Here is a 15491-nt window from a genome sequence, read left to right on the forward strand (position 1 = left end):
CCCTTCTGTCATGGAGATGAGGGGCGCACCGGATTTGCCGATGCGTCCCTCGCGATGCACTGCTTATGCAGATATTGTTCTATTCCTTCTGGTCGAGAGATTTCATCAAGGCCTCCACCATCTGATCGACGCTGAAGCTCGCCGGCCGCTGGCTGGGCGGATAATCCTTGAAGGTCCCAAGGAACGGCGCGACGCGCCACACGCCATACTGGATCAGATAGGCGTTCTTGGCCGTCCAGTCATAATACTGGTCCGAGACGACATCCGCGCGCTCGTAAGGATCCATGCGCAGATTGAAGACCTTCGGCGCGCGCAGCGGCGTGAAGGGGTTGGCCCAGACCGCGAAGCCGCCGGGGGCGCGCTGCTCCGCGAAGACGATCTTCCAGTTATTATATCGATAGGCAACCAGCTCACCGTCGTCGTTGAAATAATAGAAGTCTTCACGCGCAGACTTTGGCTGCTCGCCCGTGAGATAAGGCAGCTGGTTATAGCCATCGAGATGGACCTTGGCGTCCTTGTCGCCAAGCTTGGTGCCCTTCAGCAGGCGGTCTTTGATATCCTTGTCGCCGGCGGCGGCGACCAATGTCGGGAACCAGTCGAGACCTGAGACCATCTCGTTTGAGACCTCACCCGCCTTGATCTTGCCGGGCCAGCGGATCATCGCCGGCACACGGAAAGCACCTTCCCAGTTCGTGTCCTTCTCGCTGCGAAATGGCGTCGTCGCGGCATCCGGCCATGACCACTGATTGGGTCCGTTGTCGGTGGTGTAGACGACGATCGTATTATCGGCGATTTTCAGGTCGTCCAGGGCCTTCAAGAGCTTGCCGACATCGCCATCATGCTCGATCATGCCATCGGCATATTCATTGCCCGGCATGCCGCTCTGGCCCTGCATGGATTCGCGCACATGAGTAAAGGCGTGCATGCGCGTCGTGTTCATCCAGGTGAAGAAAGGTTTTCCGGCCTTGGCCTGCTTTTCCATGAAGGTGATGGCCGCAGCCGTGGTTTCATCGTCAACGGTTTCCATCCGTTTCCGGTTCAGCGGGCCGGTATCCTCGATCTTGCCGTCGGCGAAGCTGTGCAACACGCCGCGTGGCGAGTTGCTCTTGACGAACGCCGCATCATTCTTGGGGTAATAGGGCCGTTCCGGCTCCTCTTCCGCATTGAGATGATAGAGATTGCCGAAAAATTCATCGAAGCCATGATTGGTCGGCAGGAATTCATCGCGATCACCCAGATGGTTCTTGCCGAATTGCCCGGTCGCATAGCCGAGCGGCTTGAGCGCTTCGGCGATGGTCACATCGCGCGCCTGAAGGCCGACAGTCGCGCCCGGTATGCCGACCTTGCACAGGCCGGTGCGCAGGCACACCTGTCCGGTGATGAAGGTCGATCGGCCGGCGGTGCAGCTGTTCTCGGCATAATAATCCGTGAACATCATGCCTTCCTTGGCGATCCGGTCGATATTCGGTGTCTTGTAACCCACGACACCCATGGAATAGGCGCTGATATTCGTCTGGCCGATATCGTCGCCGAAGATGACGAGGATGTTGGGCTTGGCGGCATCCTGGGCCTGGGCTTCCGACACTGGCGCCAGCGCCGACGACGCAAGCATCGAGGAAACGAGGACGGCGCCGGCGAAGAACCCGCCGGCGAGGCGGCTTAGCAGATTGCAGGGGAGATGTTCGTTGGCGTAGCATTCAGGCACTTGCTTCCGCATGACGTGGCCTCCTGTCAAAGAGAAACTCACCCGCTCCATCGATCCTCTCGATGGCGGGCGTTTGTCTGATCATTCCCACAACAGGCAAAACATTCTAGTTGGACCAAGGGCCTACTATGGAGTTCAGGGGGAGCCGAAAAAAACCGGGCCCCGGTTCGGGGACCGGGAGGGATTGGCCCGGACGGGGATGAGGGTCGGGGCCCGGAGAAGGAACCAGTCCCGGATGGATGGGGCCGCTCCTTGCTATTCGGAGGAGAACGCTGGAACGATCGCAAAGCGTGACGGGAGACGCAATTGCCCTTTGGCCCAATATGCCGGCATGATCTGATAGATTGGGCCATGGTCCAACTATCCCGACCCACCGATCCGACAGACCTTGTAGCGCGCCTCTCACACTCAGCGGACGATCGGAAGCACATCATGAGAACCGCGAAAGAAATTCACCTGGCTCGGATGAAGCGGACTTCATGACGGAGGCAGCAACAGCGAAGCTGAAGCTCGCCTCGCTCATCGGCATCGTGGTCGGATCGATGATCGGCGGCGGTATATTCGCGCTGCCCCAGGTGATCGCCGCCCATGCCGGCCCGGGCGGCGCGCTGCTGGGCTGGCTCGTCACCGGCATCGGCATGCTTATGCTGGCGCGCATATTCCAGAGTCTTGCCCTGCGCAAGCCGGAACTCGACGCGGGCGTCTTCGCCTACGCGCAAGCCGGATTCGGCAACTTCATCGGTCATGGCTCCGCTTGGGGCTACTGGATGAGCGCCTGGATCGGCAATGTCTCCTTTCTCGTCCTGCTCTTCAGTTCACTCGGACTCTTTTTCCCTGTCTTCGGTCAAGGCGACACGCCGGCTGCGGTGATCTGCGCCTCCCTGCTTCTATGGGCCTTGCATTTCATGGTCCTGCGCGGGATCGAGCAGGCGGCGGCCATCAATGCCGTTGCGACAGCGGCCAAGATCGTTCCGATCGCGATCTTCATCCTTATCGCCATCTTCGCATTCGATTCCGAGCTCTTCTTCGCCGATTTCTGGGGCGCACAAAGTCCCGATCTCGGCGGCGTCGCAAGCCAGGTGCGCGGAATGATGCTGGTCACTGTATTCGTCTTCATCGGCGTGGAGGGCGCCAATGTCTATTCGGGCCGCGCCGAGAAACGTTCCGATGTCGGCATCGCCACCATAGCCGGGTTCCTGGGCGTGCTTCTCCTGCTGATCCTGGTCAATGTTCTGTCCTTCGGCGTCATGTCGCGCGCCGATCTCGCGCATTTGCCCAATCCCTCGATGGCGGAAGTCCTGCGATCGGTCGTCGGCCGCTGGGGCGCGATCCTGGTCGCCGCGGGCCTGGCGATCTCGCTTCTGGGCGCCCTCCTCTCGTGGACACTTCTATGCGCGGAGATCCTTTCGGCCGCGGCGCGCGGCCACGCGCTGCCGCAACTGTTCGGGCGCGAGAACGCCAGGGGCGTACCGGCGCCGGCGCTGTGGCTAACCAACATACTCGTGCAGGTCTTTCTGCTGGCGACGCTTCTCCTGTCATCGGCCTATGTGACGCTGCTCAACCTGGCCACCACGATGATCCTCCTGCCCTATCTGTGGTCGGCGGCCTACGCGGCAAAGCTCGCCTGGACCGGCGAGACCTATCGGGAGGAACCGCGGCTGCGCCATATCGATCTGGCGCGCAGCCTCATCGCCGTGGCCTACGCCCTTTGGATCATCTATGCCGGAGGCCTCAAATATCTCCTCCTCTCGGCCATTCTCTATGCCCCGGGCATTCTTCTGTTCTGGTGGGCGCGCACCGAGCAGCGGCAGCCACCCTTCACCTCTGTCGAGAGGTACTACGCCGGCGCCTGCATCGTCGCGGCTGTGATCGGCCTCGCGGGACTGCTGAGCGGACACATCAGGTCATAGATCACGATGAATTTTCCTGCGCTGGACACTCGGCCGGTGTCAGGCCTTCCTGGCCTTCCCGCGCGCTTCCGCTTTTTCACCCGTGCCGCGCGCCACCTGGCCAAGCACCCGGCCGAGCCGCTTGGCCAGGATCTGCATCGAATCAGCCTCGACCGCGCGATAGGCGGCGATTAGATTCTCGCCGACTTCGGTGAGGCGGGCGCCGCCGCCATGGGCGCCGCCGGTCACCGCGGCGATCACCGGCTCCTTGAACATATGGTTCATCTCATCGATGAGGAGCCAAGCGCGCCGGTAGGACATGTCCATCTCGCGCGCTGCCGCCGAGATCGAGCCTGTCTCGGCCACGAGCTCGAGCAGGCGCACTTTGCCGGGGCCGATGCGCTGCTCAGGCCCGAATTCGATCCGCACGGAGGCTTTGGGATAAGTCATGTCCCGATATTAGCGCGCATCTCAGTTCATATTCCAGCCATGGCTCACCACGATCGACTGCCCGGTGAGCGCGCTGGTCTCGAAGCCGGCCAGCATCAAAGCCACTTCGGCGACGTCCTCTACGGTGGTGAATTGCTGGTCGACCGTGTTGCCGAGCATCACCTTCTTTACCACCTCCTCTTCGGAGATGCCGAGATCGCGGGCCTGTTCGGGGATCTGCTTCTCGACCAGAGGGGTGCGCACGAAGCCCGGGCAGATGACATTGCTGCGCACGCCATAGGGGCCGCCTTCCTTCGCCAGCGTGCGGGCCAGCCCCAATATCCCATGCTTGGCCGCCACATAGGCCGATTTGAGCGGCGAGGCTTCCTTCGAATGGACCGAGCCCATGAAGATGATGCTGCCCGACTTCTTCCTGTACATATGCGGCAGGCAAGCCTTGGCGGTGAGAAAGGCGCCATCGAGATGGATGGCGATCAGCTTCTTCCATTCGGCGAAGGGGAAGTCCTCGATGCGGTGCACGATCTGGATGCCGGCATTGCTGACCAGGATATCGACACCGCCGAATTGCCGCACCACCTCGGCGACGCCGGCATTGACCTGCTCCTCGCTCGTCACGTCCATCGCGATGCCGACGGCCTTGCCGGGTCCCTGCTTGCTCAGATCGGCAGCGGCCGCCTGGGCCGCATCGGCTTTGAGATCCGCGATGGCGACGACCGCGCCTTCCGCGACATAACGTCTGGCGATGGCAAGCCCGATGCCGCTGGCGGCCCCCGTGACGATGGCGATCTTCTTGTCGAGCTTCATGAGGTGGCTCCATGCTTTTCGGATAAGGGAGGTTTCTTGGTTAGATCGAGCACGGTCACGCCGGGCTTGGGCGGCATGCAGTCCTGCCAGCGCTCATGCGCCAGCGTCGTCAGCACATCCTTGCGCCCCTGCTCCCAATGCTCATCGACCGACACGCGGGAAAAATCATAATCACGCGCCTGCGTCTCATAAGCTCGCCCGCGATGAATGAGATGGACGATGATGACCGCCGGCTCCTCGCCGATCTCGGCGAGCAGCCTCGCATCCGCATCGCCACGAAGCTCGGGCGGCAGCTTGCGCAACAACCGCGCCAAGGCGGCGCGATATTCGATGCGCTTCGCCGCCATGTCGGTGTTGAAGCGCGTGCGGCTCGAATAGCGGATCTCCTTCTCGCGCTCGACCGCCTCCAGGAGATTTTCCGGCACCGATCCCCGGGCGCTGAACAAATCGACCTGAAAAATGAACTTCTGCGGCGCCGGACTTTCATCCAGCACATATTGCAGGGGCGTGTTGGAAACGATGCCGCCATCCCAATAATAATCGCGGCCGATTTTGACCGGCGGCAGGCCGGGCGGCAGCGCGCCCGAGGCCAGCACGTGCTCTGGCTTGAGCGGCTCCTTTTCCTTGTCGAAGAAGCTCAGATTGCCGGTCGAGATATTGACGGCGCCGACACTGAGGCGCGGGCCTTCGCGGTTGAGATAGTCGAAATCGACAAGTTCGGCCAACGTCTCGACCAGGGGCTCCGTCGAATAGTAGCTGACCGAGCCTGGCCCGTCGGATGCCATGAAGACCGGCGGCGGGAAACGCGGCGTGAAGAAGCCTTTCACCCCGAAGGCGAGGCTCGACAGTGCGCTCGCCTCGTTGAAGAAGGTGCGGTGCCGTCCGTCGCCGACGAGTGGAATGCCGAGCACGCCCGAGGAGACGCGCTCCCAGAAACGACGCAGCCGGGTGACGCGGTTCTCCGGACGATTGCCGGCGATGATCGCGCCGTTGATGGCGCCGATCGAGATACCGGCGATCCAGCCAGGCGAGAAGCCATGCTCACTCAACGCTTCGAAGACGCCCGCCTGATAAGCGCCGAGCGCACCTCCTCCTTGCAGGACCAATATGACATTGTCCCGGTCTTTCAACGGTGCCGTGGCCATGGCCGACCCTAGCTTGGTTCGATGTTGCATTGCAACATAGCATGCGTGAATTCGTTGTAAGGGTCTGGTCGAATGCCGCTTTTGCTGACAATCTGACGGCACGACAAAAACGGAATCACAGGGAGACCGACCATCATGAAGATGACTTTCACGCTCGCGGCCCTGACTTTGGGCGCGACCATGGCCTTGAGCCAGGCCGGTTTTGCCGGCGCAGTGCTCGACGGGGTCATGAAGAACCAGCTGATGATCGAGACGACCGACCGCGCCTATCCGCCTTTCTCTTATATCGACGACAAGGGCGAGGTGATCGGCTTCGACATCGACGTGGCCAAGGAATTCGCCAAAAGGCTCGGCGTCGACATGAAGACCGAGACGCCATCCTGGGAGATCATCACCGCCGGCAACTGGAAGGGCCGCTGGGACATTTGCATCTGCTCGATGACGCCCACCAAGGAGCGCGCCGAGGTGCTCGATTTCGTGGTGCAATATTATTCGGCGCCCGCCGTCGTCGTGGTGAACACCGACAACAACGAGATCAAGGGGGCGGCCGACCTCAGCGGCAAGAAAGTGGGCGCGCAATCCGGCACCACTTACGAGAAATACATCATGAAGGACCTGGTCATCGACATTCCGGGCGCGGAAGCCGTGACCTATCCCTTCAACGAGCTGACCCCGGTGCCCTATGATTCGGAAGACACCGCCTTTCAGGACCTGGCGCTCGGCACCGGCAAAAGGCTCGACGCGATCGTCAGCAATTACCTCACCGCCATGGAGCGCGTGAAGAATGCTCCCGACAAGTTCAAGATCGTCGGCGACCCGGTCTTCGGCGAGCCGATCTGGGTCTCCGTCGACAAGGGCGATCCCGAATGGCAGGCCAAGATCAAGGAGATCTTCAAGCAGATGTCGGATGACGGCACGCTCAAGCAGATCTCCGAAAAGTGGGTCGGACGCGACATCACGACCAAGCAGTGAGCGAAACTCCTTTGCCTGAAGCCGGGGCTGGGACTGTCCCGGCCCCGACTTTTCCCAAGAGCTCGGATGCGAATTTCCGGCTGCGCGTGATTGCGGTCTGGGCGACGCTGTTCGTGCTCTTCGTCTTCTTCTTCCTGAGCTTCGATCTCAAATTCTCCTTCATACTGGAGAAGCTGCCCTTCCTCACCGGCCTCACGCTCACGCGCGACGGCTTCCTCCAGGGTGCCGCACTCACCCTCTTCGTCTGCTTCTTCGCCATCATCGCCTCGATCATACTGGGCTTCATCTCGGCACTGGGGCGCCTGTCGCGGAACCCGGTCTTCTACGGCATCTCGACCTTCTACACGTCGTTCTTTCGCGGCACGCCGCTGCTCGTGCAGATCTTCCTCATCTATCTGGGCCTGCCGCAGCTGGGCCCGGTGCCGGCTGCGGTGCCGTCCGGCATCATAGCTTTGTCACTCAATTACGGCGCTTACCTGAGCGAGATTTTCCGCTCCGGCATCATGTCGGTGCCCAAGGGCCAGCGCGAGGCCGGCGCCTCGCTGGGCCTGCATCAATGGGTGGTGATGTGGCGTATCGTGCTGCCGCAGGCGATGCGGGTGGTGATCCCGCCGACCGGCTCGCAGTTCATCTCAATGCTCAAGGACTCGTCCCTCATCTCGGTGATGGGCGTGTGGGAGATCATGTTCCTGGCGCAGTCTTTCGGGCGCACCGCCTATCGCTATATTGAGATGCTGACCACCGCCGCGGTGATCTACTGGATCCTGTCGATCTGCTTCGAGATCGTCCAGGCCCGCCTCGAGGCCCATTATGGCAAGGGCTTCAAGGAGCGGCACTGATCAAGATACAGGGTACATACAGGGTAAAAACGGCAACTCAATGGGTTAGTGGCTGACTCATATCAAGAGAAGCAGCGAACGATCAAAGCGTGCGGGCTTCAGAAGGAGTCGCCACCACTCTTTATCCCATTGTTTGCGCTCGATTTCCGCTTACCAGGAATATCTCACCCCGGCATTGCCGGCGACCGCGTCGAGATCGTACGAGAACTGATAATTGCCACGCAGGAAGCCCGACCAGCCTTCGGGTGCGGCCACGCTGAAGCCCAGCGATATGTCGCCGACCGTCTCGCCCGGATTGTCCGAGACACCGAAGGCCGGGAAGCCGGGCGTGGCGATGGTCGCATCATTGTCGCCGTTGAACTCCTGCCACACGCTGGCCGTCACGTCCGACGAATAGACCACCTGGTTCGCCGCCGTCTGGTCATAGCCGAGCCTCAGGCCCAGCCGGCCGCGCACGCTCGTCTCGTCGTCGAAATCGACCGTGCCGCCGAAGACCTCGGCATCGTCGATGTCGGTGTAGAGCACCGCCAGCGCCGCCTGCGGCTCGATGAACAGGCCTTCGCCGCCCCCGATCTTGTAGCCGGCATCGATCAGGCCGCCGAGATTGAGGCCATCCGCGTTCTCGTCGTCAGCGCCCGGCGCATCGGGATCGATGGTGATGTCGAGGAAGTCCGCCTTGACCACCATGTCGACATAGAGCGCGGCAGGATCAACGACCGGAGAACTCGATCACGAGGAGTTTTGTTCAACCTACCGCCCTCACCCTGAGGCGGCCGCGAAGCGGCCCTCGAAGGGTCGCTTCATCCTGATGGATGCTTCGAGGCTCCCCCGGCTCAAAGTCGGGGTCGCACCTCAGCATGAGGGTGTATTGAGAAATGCGATTCGTTCTAAAGCCATCCCCGCGCTCGCGCGCAAAAGGAAAGGGCGGGATAACTCCCGCCCTGACCAGCTTCCAATTGCGCTTTTCGGTCCGATAGCTTTACGCCGCCTTGGACTTCGACTTCGCCGCCTTGAGGGTGAGGCCGTCCTTGCCGGCGCCCACATCCACCGTATCGCCATCGGCGACCTGGCCGGCGAGTATCTCCTCGGCGAGCGGATCCTGCAGAGACTTCTGGATCACCCGCTTGAGGGGTCGCGCGCCATAGGCCGGGTCGTAGCCCTTGTCGGCCAGCCACTCATGCGCCGCCTTGTCGAGCTTCACCGTGATCTTGCGATCGGCAAGCAGCTTCGCCAGCCGCTCCAGCTGGATGTCGACGATGGCGCCCATATGCTGACGCTTCAACCGGTGGAACAGGATGATCTCGTCGAGCCGGTTGAGGAATTCGGGACGGAAGTGGCTCTTCACCACGGCCATCACCTGGTCCCGTACCTCATCGACATCCTGGTCCTCGCCGAGGCTGACCAGATATTCCGAGCCCAGATTGGACGTCATCACGATGAGCGTATTGCGGAAATCCACCGTGCGGCCCTGGCCGTCGGTGAGACGGCCGTCATCCAGCACCTGGAGCAGCACGTTGAACACATCGGGATGCGCCTTCTCGATCTCGTCGAACAGCACGACCTGATAGGGCCGGCGGCGTACCGCTTCGGTGAGGGCACCCCCCCTCGTCATAACCGACATAGCCCGGAGGCGCGCCGATGAGGCGGGCGACGGAGTGCTTCTCCATGTATTCCGACATGTCGATGCGCACCATCGCATGCTCGTCGTCGAACAAAAATGTGGCGAGCGCCTTGGTGAGCTCGGTCTTGCCCACGCCCGTCGGTCCTAGGAACATGAAGGAACCGATCGGACGGTTGGGATCCTGCAGACCGGCGCGGGCGCGCCTGACCGCCGTCGAGACGGCCTTCACCGCCTCCGCCTGGCCGACGACGCGCCGGCCCAGCGCCTCTTCCATCTTGAGCAGCTTGTCACGCTCGCCTTCGAGCATCTTGTCGACCGGGATGCCGGTCCAGCGCGACACGACCTGCGCCACGTGGTTCTCGGTCACCGCCTCCTCGACCATGGGATTGCCCTTGGCCTGCTCCTCGACCTCCTTCAGCTTCTTCTCGAGCCCCGGAATGGTGCTGTAGGCGAGCTCGCCGGCCTTGGCGAAATCGCCCTTGCGCTGCGCCTGCTCGAGAAGGGTGCGGGCATCGCCGAGCTCCTTCTTGAGCGTCGCTGCGGAAGCGAGCTTCTGCTTCTCGCCCTGCCAGTTCTGCGTCAGCGCCGTCGAACGCTCCTGAAGGTCGGCCAGCTCCTTTTCGAGCCGGGCCAGCCGGTCCTTGGAGGCGCGGTCGGTTTCCTTCTTCAGGGCCTCGCGCTCGATCTGCATCTGCATGATGTCGCGGTCGAGGGCGTCGAGCTCTTCCGGCTTCGAATCGACCTGCATGCGCAGGCGCGACCCCGCTTCGTCCATCAGGTCGATGGCCTTGTCGGGCAGGAAGCGGTCGGTGATGTAGCGGTTGGAGAGCTGAGCCGCCGCCACCAGGGCCGAATCGGTGATCCGGACCTTGTGGTGCTCCTCATATTTCTCCTTGATGCCGCGCAGGATCGAGATCGTGTCCTCGACGGTGGGCTCGCTCACGAAGACCGGCTGGAAGCGCCGCGCCAGAGCGGCGTCCTTTTCGACATGCTTTCGGTATTCATCGAGCGTGGTGGCGCCGACGCAGTGCAATTCGCCGCGCGCCAGCGCCGGCTTCAACAGGTTCGACGCGTCCATGGCGCCGTCGGCCTTGCCGGCGCCGACGAGGGTGTGCATCTCGTCGATGAACAGGATGATGCCGCCATCCGACGCCGTCACTTCCGACAGCACCGCCTTCAGCCGCTCCTCGAATTCGCCGCGATATTTGGCGCCGGCGATGAGGGCGCCCATGTCGAGCGCCAAGAGCTTCTTGTCCTTGAGGCTCTCCGGCACATCGCCATTGACGATGCGCAAGGCGAGGCCTTCGGCGATGGCGGTCTTGCCGACGCCCGGCTCGCCGATGAGGACGGGATTGTTCTTGGTCCGCCGCGACAGCACCTGGATGGTGCGGCGGATCTCGTCGTCGCGCCCGATGACGGGGTCGAGCTTGCCCGCCCGCGCCGCCTCGGTGAGGTCACGCGAATACTTTTTGAGCGCGTCATAGGCCTGCTCGGCGGAAGCGGAATCCGCGGTGCGGCCCTTGCGCAGATCGTTGATCGCCTCATTGAGGTGCTGCGGCGTGACGCCGGCATCCTTCAGCGCCTTCTGGGCGTCCGATTTCTCGATCGATAAAGCCTGCAGCAAGCGCTCGGCCGTTACGAAACTGTCGCCGGCCTTCTGGGCGAGCTGCGAGGCGGCCTCGAAGACGCGCGCCGTCTCGGGCGCCAGATAGACCTGGCCGGCGCCGCCGCCCGACACTTTCGGCATGCGCTTGAGCGCCGCTTCGACCTCGGCCAGCACCTGGCGGCTGTTGCCCCCGGCGGACGCGATGAGACCGGCGGCGAGGCCTTCCTCATCGTCGAGCAGAACCTTCAGAAGATGTTCGGGGCTGAAGCGCTGATGGCCCTCGCGCAGCGCCAGCGCCTGGGCCGACTGGATGAAACCGCGGGCCCGCTCGGTGTATTTTTCAAAATCCATATGTACTCTCCTCCTCGGCACGTTTCCGGAGCCCGTCTGGCACTCCGTCCAACGCCGTCACTGGCTGATCGGATCATCCCACCCTGGACCAGAACCCTCAAGCTCGGCATTCCGCTCCAGGCAGATGATTTTCCATCCGAAATATGGGAACGATTTTCCCATCCGCAAGCTTGTCCGCCTGTCCGAAATCGATGAAAATGCGGGAGAATCGAACGAAAGGCGCAATGTCGCAGTGGCCTATGAACCAACCCGGCTCGAACGCCTTCTCCTGAGGCTCGAAGCGCAGCACAAGAGCCTGAACTGGGCGTTCGGCGAGATCCGGGACAAGCCCGGGCCCGTCTTCGAGCTTGGCCTCGGCCATGGCCGCACCTATGACCATATGCGCCGGCATCTGCCGGGGCGCGAGATCTTCGTCTTCGACCGCGAGATCGACTGCTTTCCCGATTGCACGCCTCCGGCGGAAGATTTCATTCTCGGCAAGCTGTCGGATACCTTGCCGGAAGCCCGCCACCGCTTCGCCGGAAAAGCCGTTCTGGTGAATTCCGATGTCGGGACCTATGACGAGGCGCTCAATGGCGAAATGGCCGATGTCGTGAGCGCGGCCCTGCCGGCGCTCCTGGCGCCGGGGGCGATCGTGCTTTCCGACCTGCCGCTGACGCTGCCTGACGCAAGCGCATTGCCGTTGCCGCCAGGCGTGCGCAGCGTGCGCTATTTTGTTTACCGCGCAGCCTGAAAGGCTTCCCCATCGGGGCTCGAGCAAGGGCGCCGGCGATGTTCCAAGAAAGACAAAGGCCGGGCTTGGGTTGCGCCGGCCTTCGTCAATATTCTGTGGCTATCGAAACACAAGCCCAACGGGCTTACGAAGCGTCCTCGGAGGAGGAGGCGGCCGCCTTCTCTTTCGCGGTGGCGCGTGGTTTGCGGGTACGGGTCGTCGGACGCTTCAAGAAAGAAGGCTGCGGACCGTCCCACTTCTCGGCGGCGCCATTGACCTCGGCGGCCGCGGCAGGCGGCGCGGGCTCCGCTATCGGCAGGCGCGGCTGCTCGACCTCGACCGGCTGCGGCTGAGGCTGCGGCTGGGCCTGAGGCTGCACCTGAGCCTGAGGCGGCTCTTCGCGCCTTGCCTGGTGCGGCGGTTGGCCCTGCTGGTTGTTGTAGCGGCCCTGCTCGCCACCTTCCCGCTGATCCCGGCGATTTTCCCAGCGCGGGCGGAAGCGGTTGCGGTCATTGCGGTCATTGCGGTCGCGGCCCTGCTGGTCCTGCGAGCGGCCCTGCTGATAGTCGCGATTGTCGCGGTGGTTCTGCTGATAGTCGCGCCGCTCCGGCCCCGGATCGAAACCGTCATTCTGCTCGCCCGCATCCTGGGCGAAAGCCGGACGCTCATTGCCGATCTCCGGCTGGCTGTCGTCGCCATCGGCGCCGGCCTCCATCTCATCATCGTCGCCGAACTCGTCCTCGGGGCGGCGGAACTGCGGCTGCATCTGCTGCTGATAGGCCTGGGCGGCAGCCAGGATGCGCAGATAATGCTCCGCATGCTGATAATAGCTCTCGGCCATCACGATGTCGCCGGAGACTTGCGCGTCGCGTCCGAGCTGAAGATATTTGTCGGCGACGGTCTGCGCGGTGCCGCGCACTTTTACATCGGGTCCATTGCTCTCATAGACGCGATTGAGCGGATTGCCGCCACCGCCGCCACCGCCACCACCATTGTGACGACGATTCCGGCCGCGGCCCCGCTTGTTATGCTGCCCTGGTCTCATTTGTTGCTCATGCCTTAGTTCAGATTCATTAAATCCGCGGTTTTCCCACACGCAGAGGCAAACCATGCCGGTCCGGCATGATTTCTGATCGACGATCGACTCTCAAACGAGCCCTGCCAAGTCGGTCCCTGTGGTTATAGGTAAGGTCTTGTTCTGCCTGAGAACGTATCCTGGCCAGGACCCGTTACATTTCAACCGCGCTATTCTTAATGTGGAAGGGACCATGTGCCCTGGTGGGCCGTCCCGACACCTGCCGTCTAGCGCAAATCGCAACGGGCAGAACGAAATACCAATAACAACGTAGCCCTTCCCCCCCGCTATTTCCAACCCCTTTTTTATCGCGCCTTGGCCTGTGTAAAACCGAGGCAGCGGACATGCCCGGCAAGATCCTTCCACCGGCTCTCCGGCACGAAGCCCCGGGCGTTGAAAATAGCTTCTATGTCAATAGCTTGCCCCTCACCGATCTCGACGATGACACGCCCCGCGGGGGCCAGGGACGAAACGGCTTCGGCGGCGATGCGGCGATAGGGCTCAAGGCCGTCGGGGCCCCCATCGAGAGCTGTCCCTGGGTCAAAATCTCGCACCTCGGCCGCCAGCGTCGGTAGAATCGCGCTGGGTATATAGGGCGGATTCGAGAGGATTAGGTCGAAGCGGCCCTCCACTCCCGCGAACCAGCTTCCCTCGATGAAGCTGGCCCGCCCCCCGACCCCATGGCTTTCGGCATTCCGGTGCGCGACGGCCAGCGCTGCAAGCGAGATATCGGTCATGACGGCATGCGCCAGAGGACGCTCGGCCAGGAGCGTTATGCCGATGGCGCCGGTGCCGGTGCCGAGATCGATGATATGGCAGGCGCGGTCGCGCGGCATGAAGGCGAGCGCCGCCTCGATTAGCGTTTCGGTATCGGGACGCGGATCGAGCGTCGCCGCCGTGACCGTGAAGACGCGGCCATAGAATTCGCGCTCGCCCAGAATGCGCGAGACGGGCTCGCCGCGCCGCCGGCGGTCGAGATACTCGTGAAAGCGCGCCACCGCCGCGGCCGCGATCTGGCGATCCGGATCCGCGATCATCGCTTCATGGCTGAGGCCGGTCGCTCTCTGCAGGAGCAGCCTGGCATCGAGCGCAGGTGTCGGATGGCCTTGGCGGTCGAGCGCCCGTTTCGCCGCCTTCAGCAGGCTTGCGACATCTCCACTCACGCCGCATCCGCCTCGGCGGCGGCGAGGAGCTCGGCCTGATGTTCCGTCATCAGTGCCTGGACCAGCTCATCCAGTCCCGGCCCCTCGATCACCGTGTCGAGCTTGTAGAGGGTGAGATTGATCCGGTGGTCGGTGACGCGGCCTTGCGGGAAATTATAGGTGCGGATGCGCTCGGAGCGGTCGCCGGAGCCGATCTGGCCGCGCCGTGCGGCGGAGCGCTCGGCATCGAGGCGCTGGCGCTCGCGCTCATAGAGCCTGGCGCGCAGGATCTTCAGCGCCTTCGCCTTGTTCTTGTGCTGCGATTTCTCATCCTGCTGGGCGACGACGAGACCGGTCGGAATATGGGTGATGCGCACCGCGCTGTCGGTGGTGTTGACCGACTGGCCGCCGGGCCCCGAGGAGCGATAGACGTCGATGCGCAGGTCGGCATCGTTGATCTCGATATCGACTTCCTCGGCCTCGGGAAGCACGGCCACCGTCGCCGCCGAGGTGTGGATGCGGCCTTGCGCCTCCGTCTCCGGCACCCGCTGGACGCGGTGCACGCCCGATTCGAATTTGAGCCGCGCATAGGCGCCCGCCCCGGTGATGGTGGCGATGATTTCCTTGTAACCGCCGTGATCACCCTCGCTCGCCGAGATCACCTCGACGCGCCAGCCCTGGATCGCGGCATAGCGCTGATACATGCGGAAGAGATCGCCGACGAAGATTGCCGCTTCATCGCCCCCGGTGCCGGCGCGGACCTCGAGGATGACATTGCGCTCGTCCGCCGCGTCCTTGGGCAAAAGCAATATCCTGAGCTGCTGCTCGAGCTGGTCGATGCGTTTGGCGAGCTCCGGCTTCTCGGCCTGCGCCATCTCGGCCATGTCGCGGTCGCCCGACCCGATCATCTCCTCGAGGCCGGCGAGATCGGCGCGCGCTTTGCCGAGCGCCCTGGCGGCCGCCACGACCTGGCTCAGCTCCGCATATTCCTTGGACAGCTTGACGAAGGTCTCACCCGACGCACCCTGGGCGAGCTCCGCCTCGATGACGGCGAAACGCTGCTGGATGCGGTCGAGCTTGGCTTGCGGAATGGCATTCATGATGCCGGGCTTGTAGAGCAAACCCCGCCAAAGTTGAAGACTTAGGCGATGAGGGTTTGCTCCTAGAGCGCTTCCCGCGA

General features: G+C 62.8%; 11 protein-coding genes and 2 pseudogenes. 4 read left to right on the forward strand and 9 right to left on the reverse strand.

All coding sequences use genetic code 11. The annotated features are described in order from the left end of the window. Positions 1 to 79 precede the first annotated feature (79 nt). On the reverse strand, positions 80 to 1612 hold the full coding sequence (locus tag G5V57_RS04775) for an arylsulfatase (RefSeq protein ID WP_246737658.1): 1533 nt from the start codon (positions 1610 to 1612) through the stop codon (positions 80 to 82). A 572-nt stretch (positions 1613 to 2184) separates the two neighbouring features. Between G5V57_RS04775 and arcD the strand changes: the two genes are divergently transcribed. Beyond that, positions 2185 to 3615, forward strand: a complete 1431-nt coding sequence (gene arcD / locus G5V57_RS04780) for an arginine-ornithine antiporter (RefSeq protein ID WP_165166434.1) — start codon at positions 2185 to 2187, stop codon at positions 3613 to 3615. Between the two features lie 39 nt (positions 3616 to 3654). Here arcD and G5V57_RS04785 read toward each other — a convergent pair whose 3' ends face one another. Genes G5V57_RS04785 through G5V57_RS04795 form a run of 3 tightly spaced genes read right to left on the reverse strand, consistent with a single transcriptional unit; the run spans position 3655 to position 5993 of the window. After that, positions 3655 to 4044 (reverse strand): winged helix-turn-helix domain-containing protein, encoded by a 390-nt coding sequence (locus tag G5V57_RS04785; protein WP_165166435.1) that lies wholly within the window; start codon positions 4042 to 4044, stop codon positions 3655 to 3657. A gap of 21 nt (positions 4045 to 4065) precedes the next feature. Then, a complete protein-coding gene (locus G5V57_RS04790) occupies positions 4066 to 4848 on the reverse strand; it encodes a 3-hydroxybutyrate dehydrogenase (RefSeq protein WP_165166436.1) in 783 nt (260 codons plus the stop codon). After that, positions 4845 to 5993 (reverse strand): patatin-like phospholipase family protein, encoded by a 1149-nt coding sequence (locus tag G5V57_RS04795; RefSeq protein WP_165166437.1) that lies wholly within the window; start codon positions 5991 to 5993, stop codon positions 4845 to 4847. Before G5V57_RS04795 ends, G5V57_RS04790 begins: the two co-directional genes overlap by 4 nt. Positions 5994 to 6128: 135 nt before the next feature. On the opposite strand from G5V57_RS04795, the gene G5V57_RS04800 reads away from it, so the two are divergent. Together G5V57_RS04800 and G5V57_RS04805 are read left to right on the forward strand one after the other, a co-directional pair. Next, the gene (locus tag G5V57_RS04800) at positions 6129 to 6965 is read left to right on the forward strand and encodes a transporter substrate-binding domain-containing protein (RefSeq protein WP_206530200.1); all 837 of its coding nucleotides are present in this window, start codon (positions 6129 to 6131) and stop codon (positions 6963 to 6965) included. Further along, positions 6962 to 7804 (forward strand): amino acid ABC transporter permease, encoded by an 843-nt coding sequence (locus G5V57_RS04805; RefSeq protein ID WP_206530201.1) that lies wholly within the window; start codon positions 6962 to 6964, stop codon positions 7802 to 7804. Before G5V57_RS04800 ends, G5V57_RS04805 begins: the two co-directional genes overlap by 4 nt. 150 nt (positions 7805 to 7954) lie before the next feature. On the opposite strand, the pseudogene G5V57_RS04810 reads toward G5V57_RS04805, so the two are convergent. Both G5V57_RS04810 and clpB read right to left on the reverse strand, forming a co-directional pair. Continuing rightward, positions 7955 to 8500, reverse strand: a pseudogene (locus tag G5V57_RS04810) (autotransporter domain-containing protein); the annotation flags it as partial. A gap of 283 nt (positions 8501 to 8783) precedes the next feature. Beyond that, a pseudogene (gene clpB, locus G5V57_RS04815) lies at positions 8784 to 11382 on the reverse strand (ATP-dependent chaperone ClpB). 124 nt (positions 11383 to 11506) lie between these two features. Between clpB and G5V57_RS04820 the strand changes: the two are divergent. Then, positions 11507 to 12115, forward strand: coding sequence for a class I SAM-dependent methyltransferase (locus G5V57_RS04820; RefSeq protein ID WP_165166439.1), 609 nt, complete (start codon positions 11507 to 11509; stop codon positions 12113 to 12115). A gap of 124 nt (positions 12116 to 12239) precedes the next feature. Here the strand turns inward: G5V57_RS04820 and G5V57_RS04825 are convergent, their stop codons facing one another. The 3 genes from G5V57_RS04825 to prfA form a co-directional block, all read right to left on the reverse strand. Then, a complete protein-coding gene (locus tag G5V57_RS04825; RefSeq protein ID WP_165166440.1) occupies positions 12240 to 13139 on the reverse strand; it encodes a DUF4167 domain-containing protein in 900 nt (299 codons plus the stop codon). Between the two features lie 335 nt (positions 13140 to 13474). Then, positions 13475 to 14332, reverse strand: a complete 858-nt coding sequence (gene prmC / locus G5V57_RS04830) for a peptide chain release factor N(5)-glutamine methyltransferase (protein ID WP_165166441.1) — start codon at positions 14330 to 14332, stop codon at positions 13475 to 13477. After that, positions 14329 to 15411 carry a peptide chain release factor 1 gene (prfA, locus tag G5V57_RS04835; protein ID WP_165173833.1) on the reverse strand — a complete coding sequence of 361 codons (1083 nt, stop codon included), beginning with the start codon at positions 15409 to 15411 and terminating at the stop codon, positions 14329 to 14331. Before prfA ends, prmC begins: the two co-directional genes overlap by 4 nt. Positions 15412 to 15491 lie beyond the last annotated feature (80 nt).

The organism is Nordella sp. HKS 07, from assembly GCF_011046735.1.
In the GTDB taxonomy this organism is placed as follows: domain Bacteria; phylum Pseudomonadota; class Alphaproteobacteria; order Rhizobiales; family Aestuariivirgaceae; genus Taklimakanibacter.

What these genes read in the sequence shown, in the direction of transcription:
- G5V57_RS04820 (WP_165166439.1), top strand. Translation starts at nt 11,507, where the DNA reads ATGATTTTCCATCCGAAATATGGGAACGATTTTCCCATCCGCAAGCTT.
- G5V57_RS04795 (WP_165166437.1), bottom strand. Translation starts at nt 5,993, where the DNA reads ATGGCCACGGCACCGTTGAAAGACCGGGACAATGTCATATTGGTCCTG.
- G5V57_RS04800 (WP_206530200.1), top strand. Translation starts at nt 6,129, where the DNA reads ATGAAGATGACTTTCACGCTCGCGGCCCTGACTTTGGGCGCGACCATG.
- G5V57_RS04825 (WP_165166440.1), bottom strand. Translation starts at nt 13,139, where the DNA reads ATGAGACCAGGGCAGCATAACAAGCGGGGCCGCGGCCGGAATCGTCGT.
- prfA (WP_165173833.1), bottom strand. Translation starts at nt 15,411, where the DNA reads ATGAATGCCATTCCGCAAGCCAAGCTCGACCGCATCCAGCAGCGTTTC.
- G5V57_RS04785 (WP_165166435.1), bottom strand. Translation starts at nt 4,044, where the DNA reads ATGACTTATCCCAAAGCCTCCGTGCGGATCGAATTCGGGCCTGAGCAG.
- G5V57_RS04790 (WP_165166436.1), bottom strand. Translation starts at nt 4,848, where the DNA reads ATGAAGCTCGACAAGAAGATCGCCATCGTCACGGGGGCCGCCAGCGGC.
- G5V57_RS04775 (WP_246737658.1), bottom strand. Translation starts at nt 1,612, where the DNA reads ATGCTTGCGTCGTCGGCGCTGGCGCCAGTGTCGGAAGCCCAGGCCCAG.
- arcD (WP_165166434.1), top strand. Translation starts at nt 2,185, where the DNA reads ATGACGGAGGCAGCAACAGCGAAGCTGAAGCTCGCCTCGCTCATCGGC.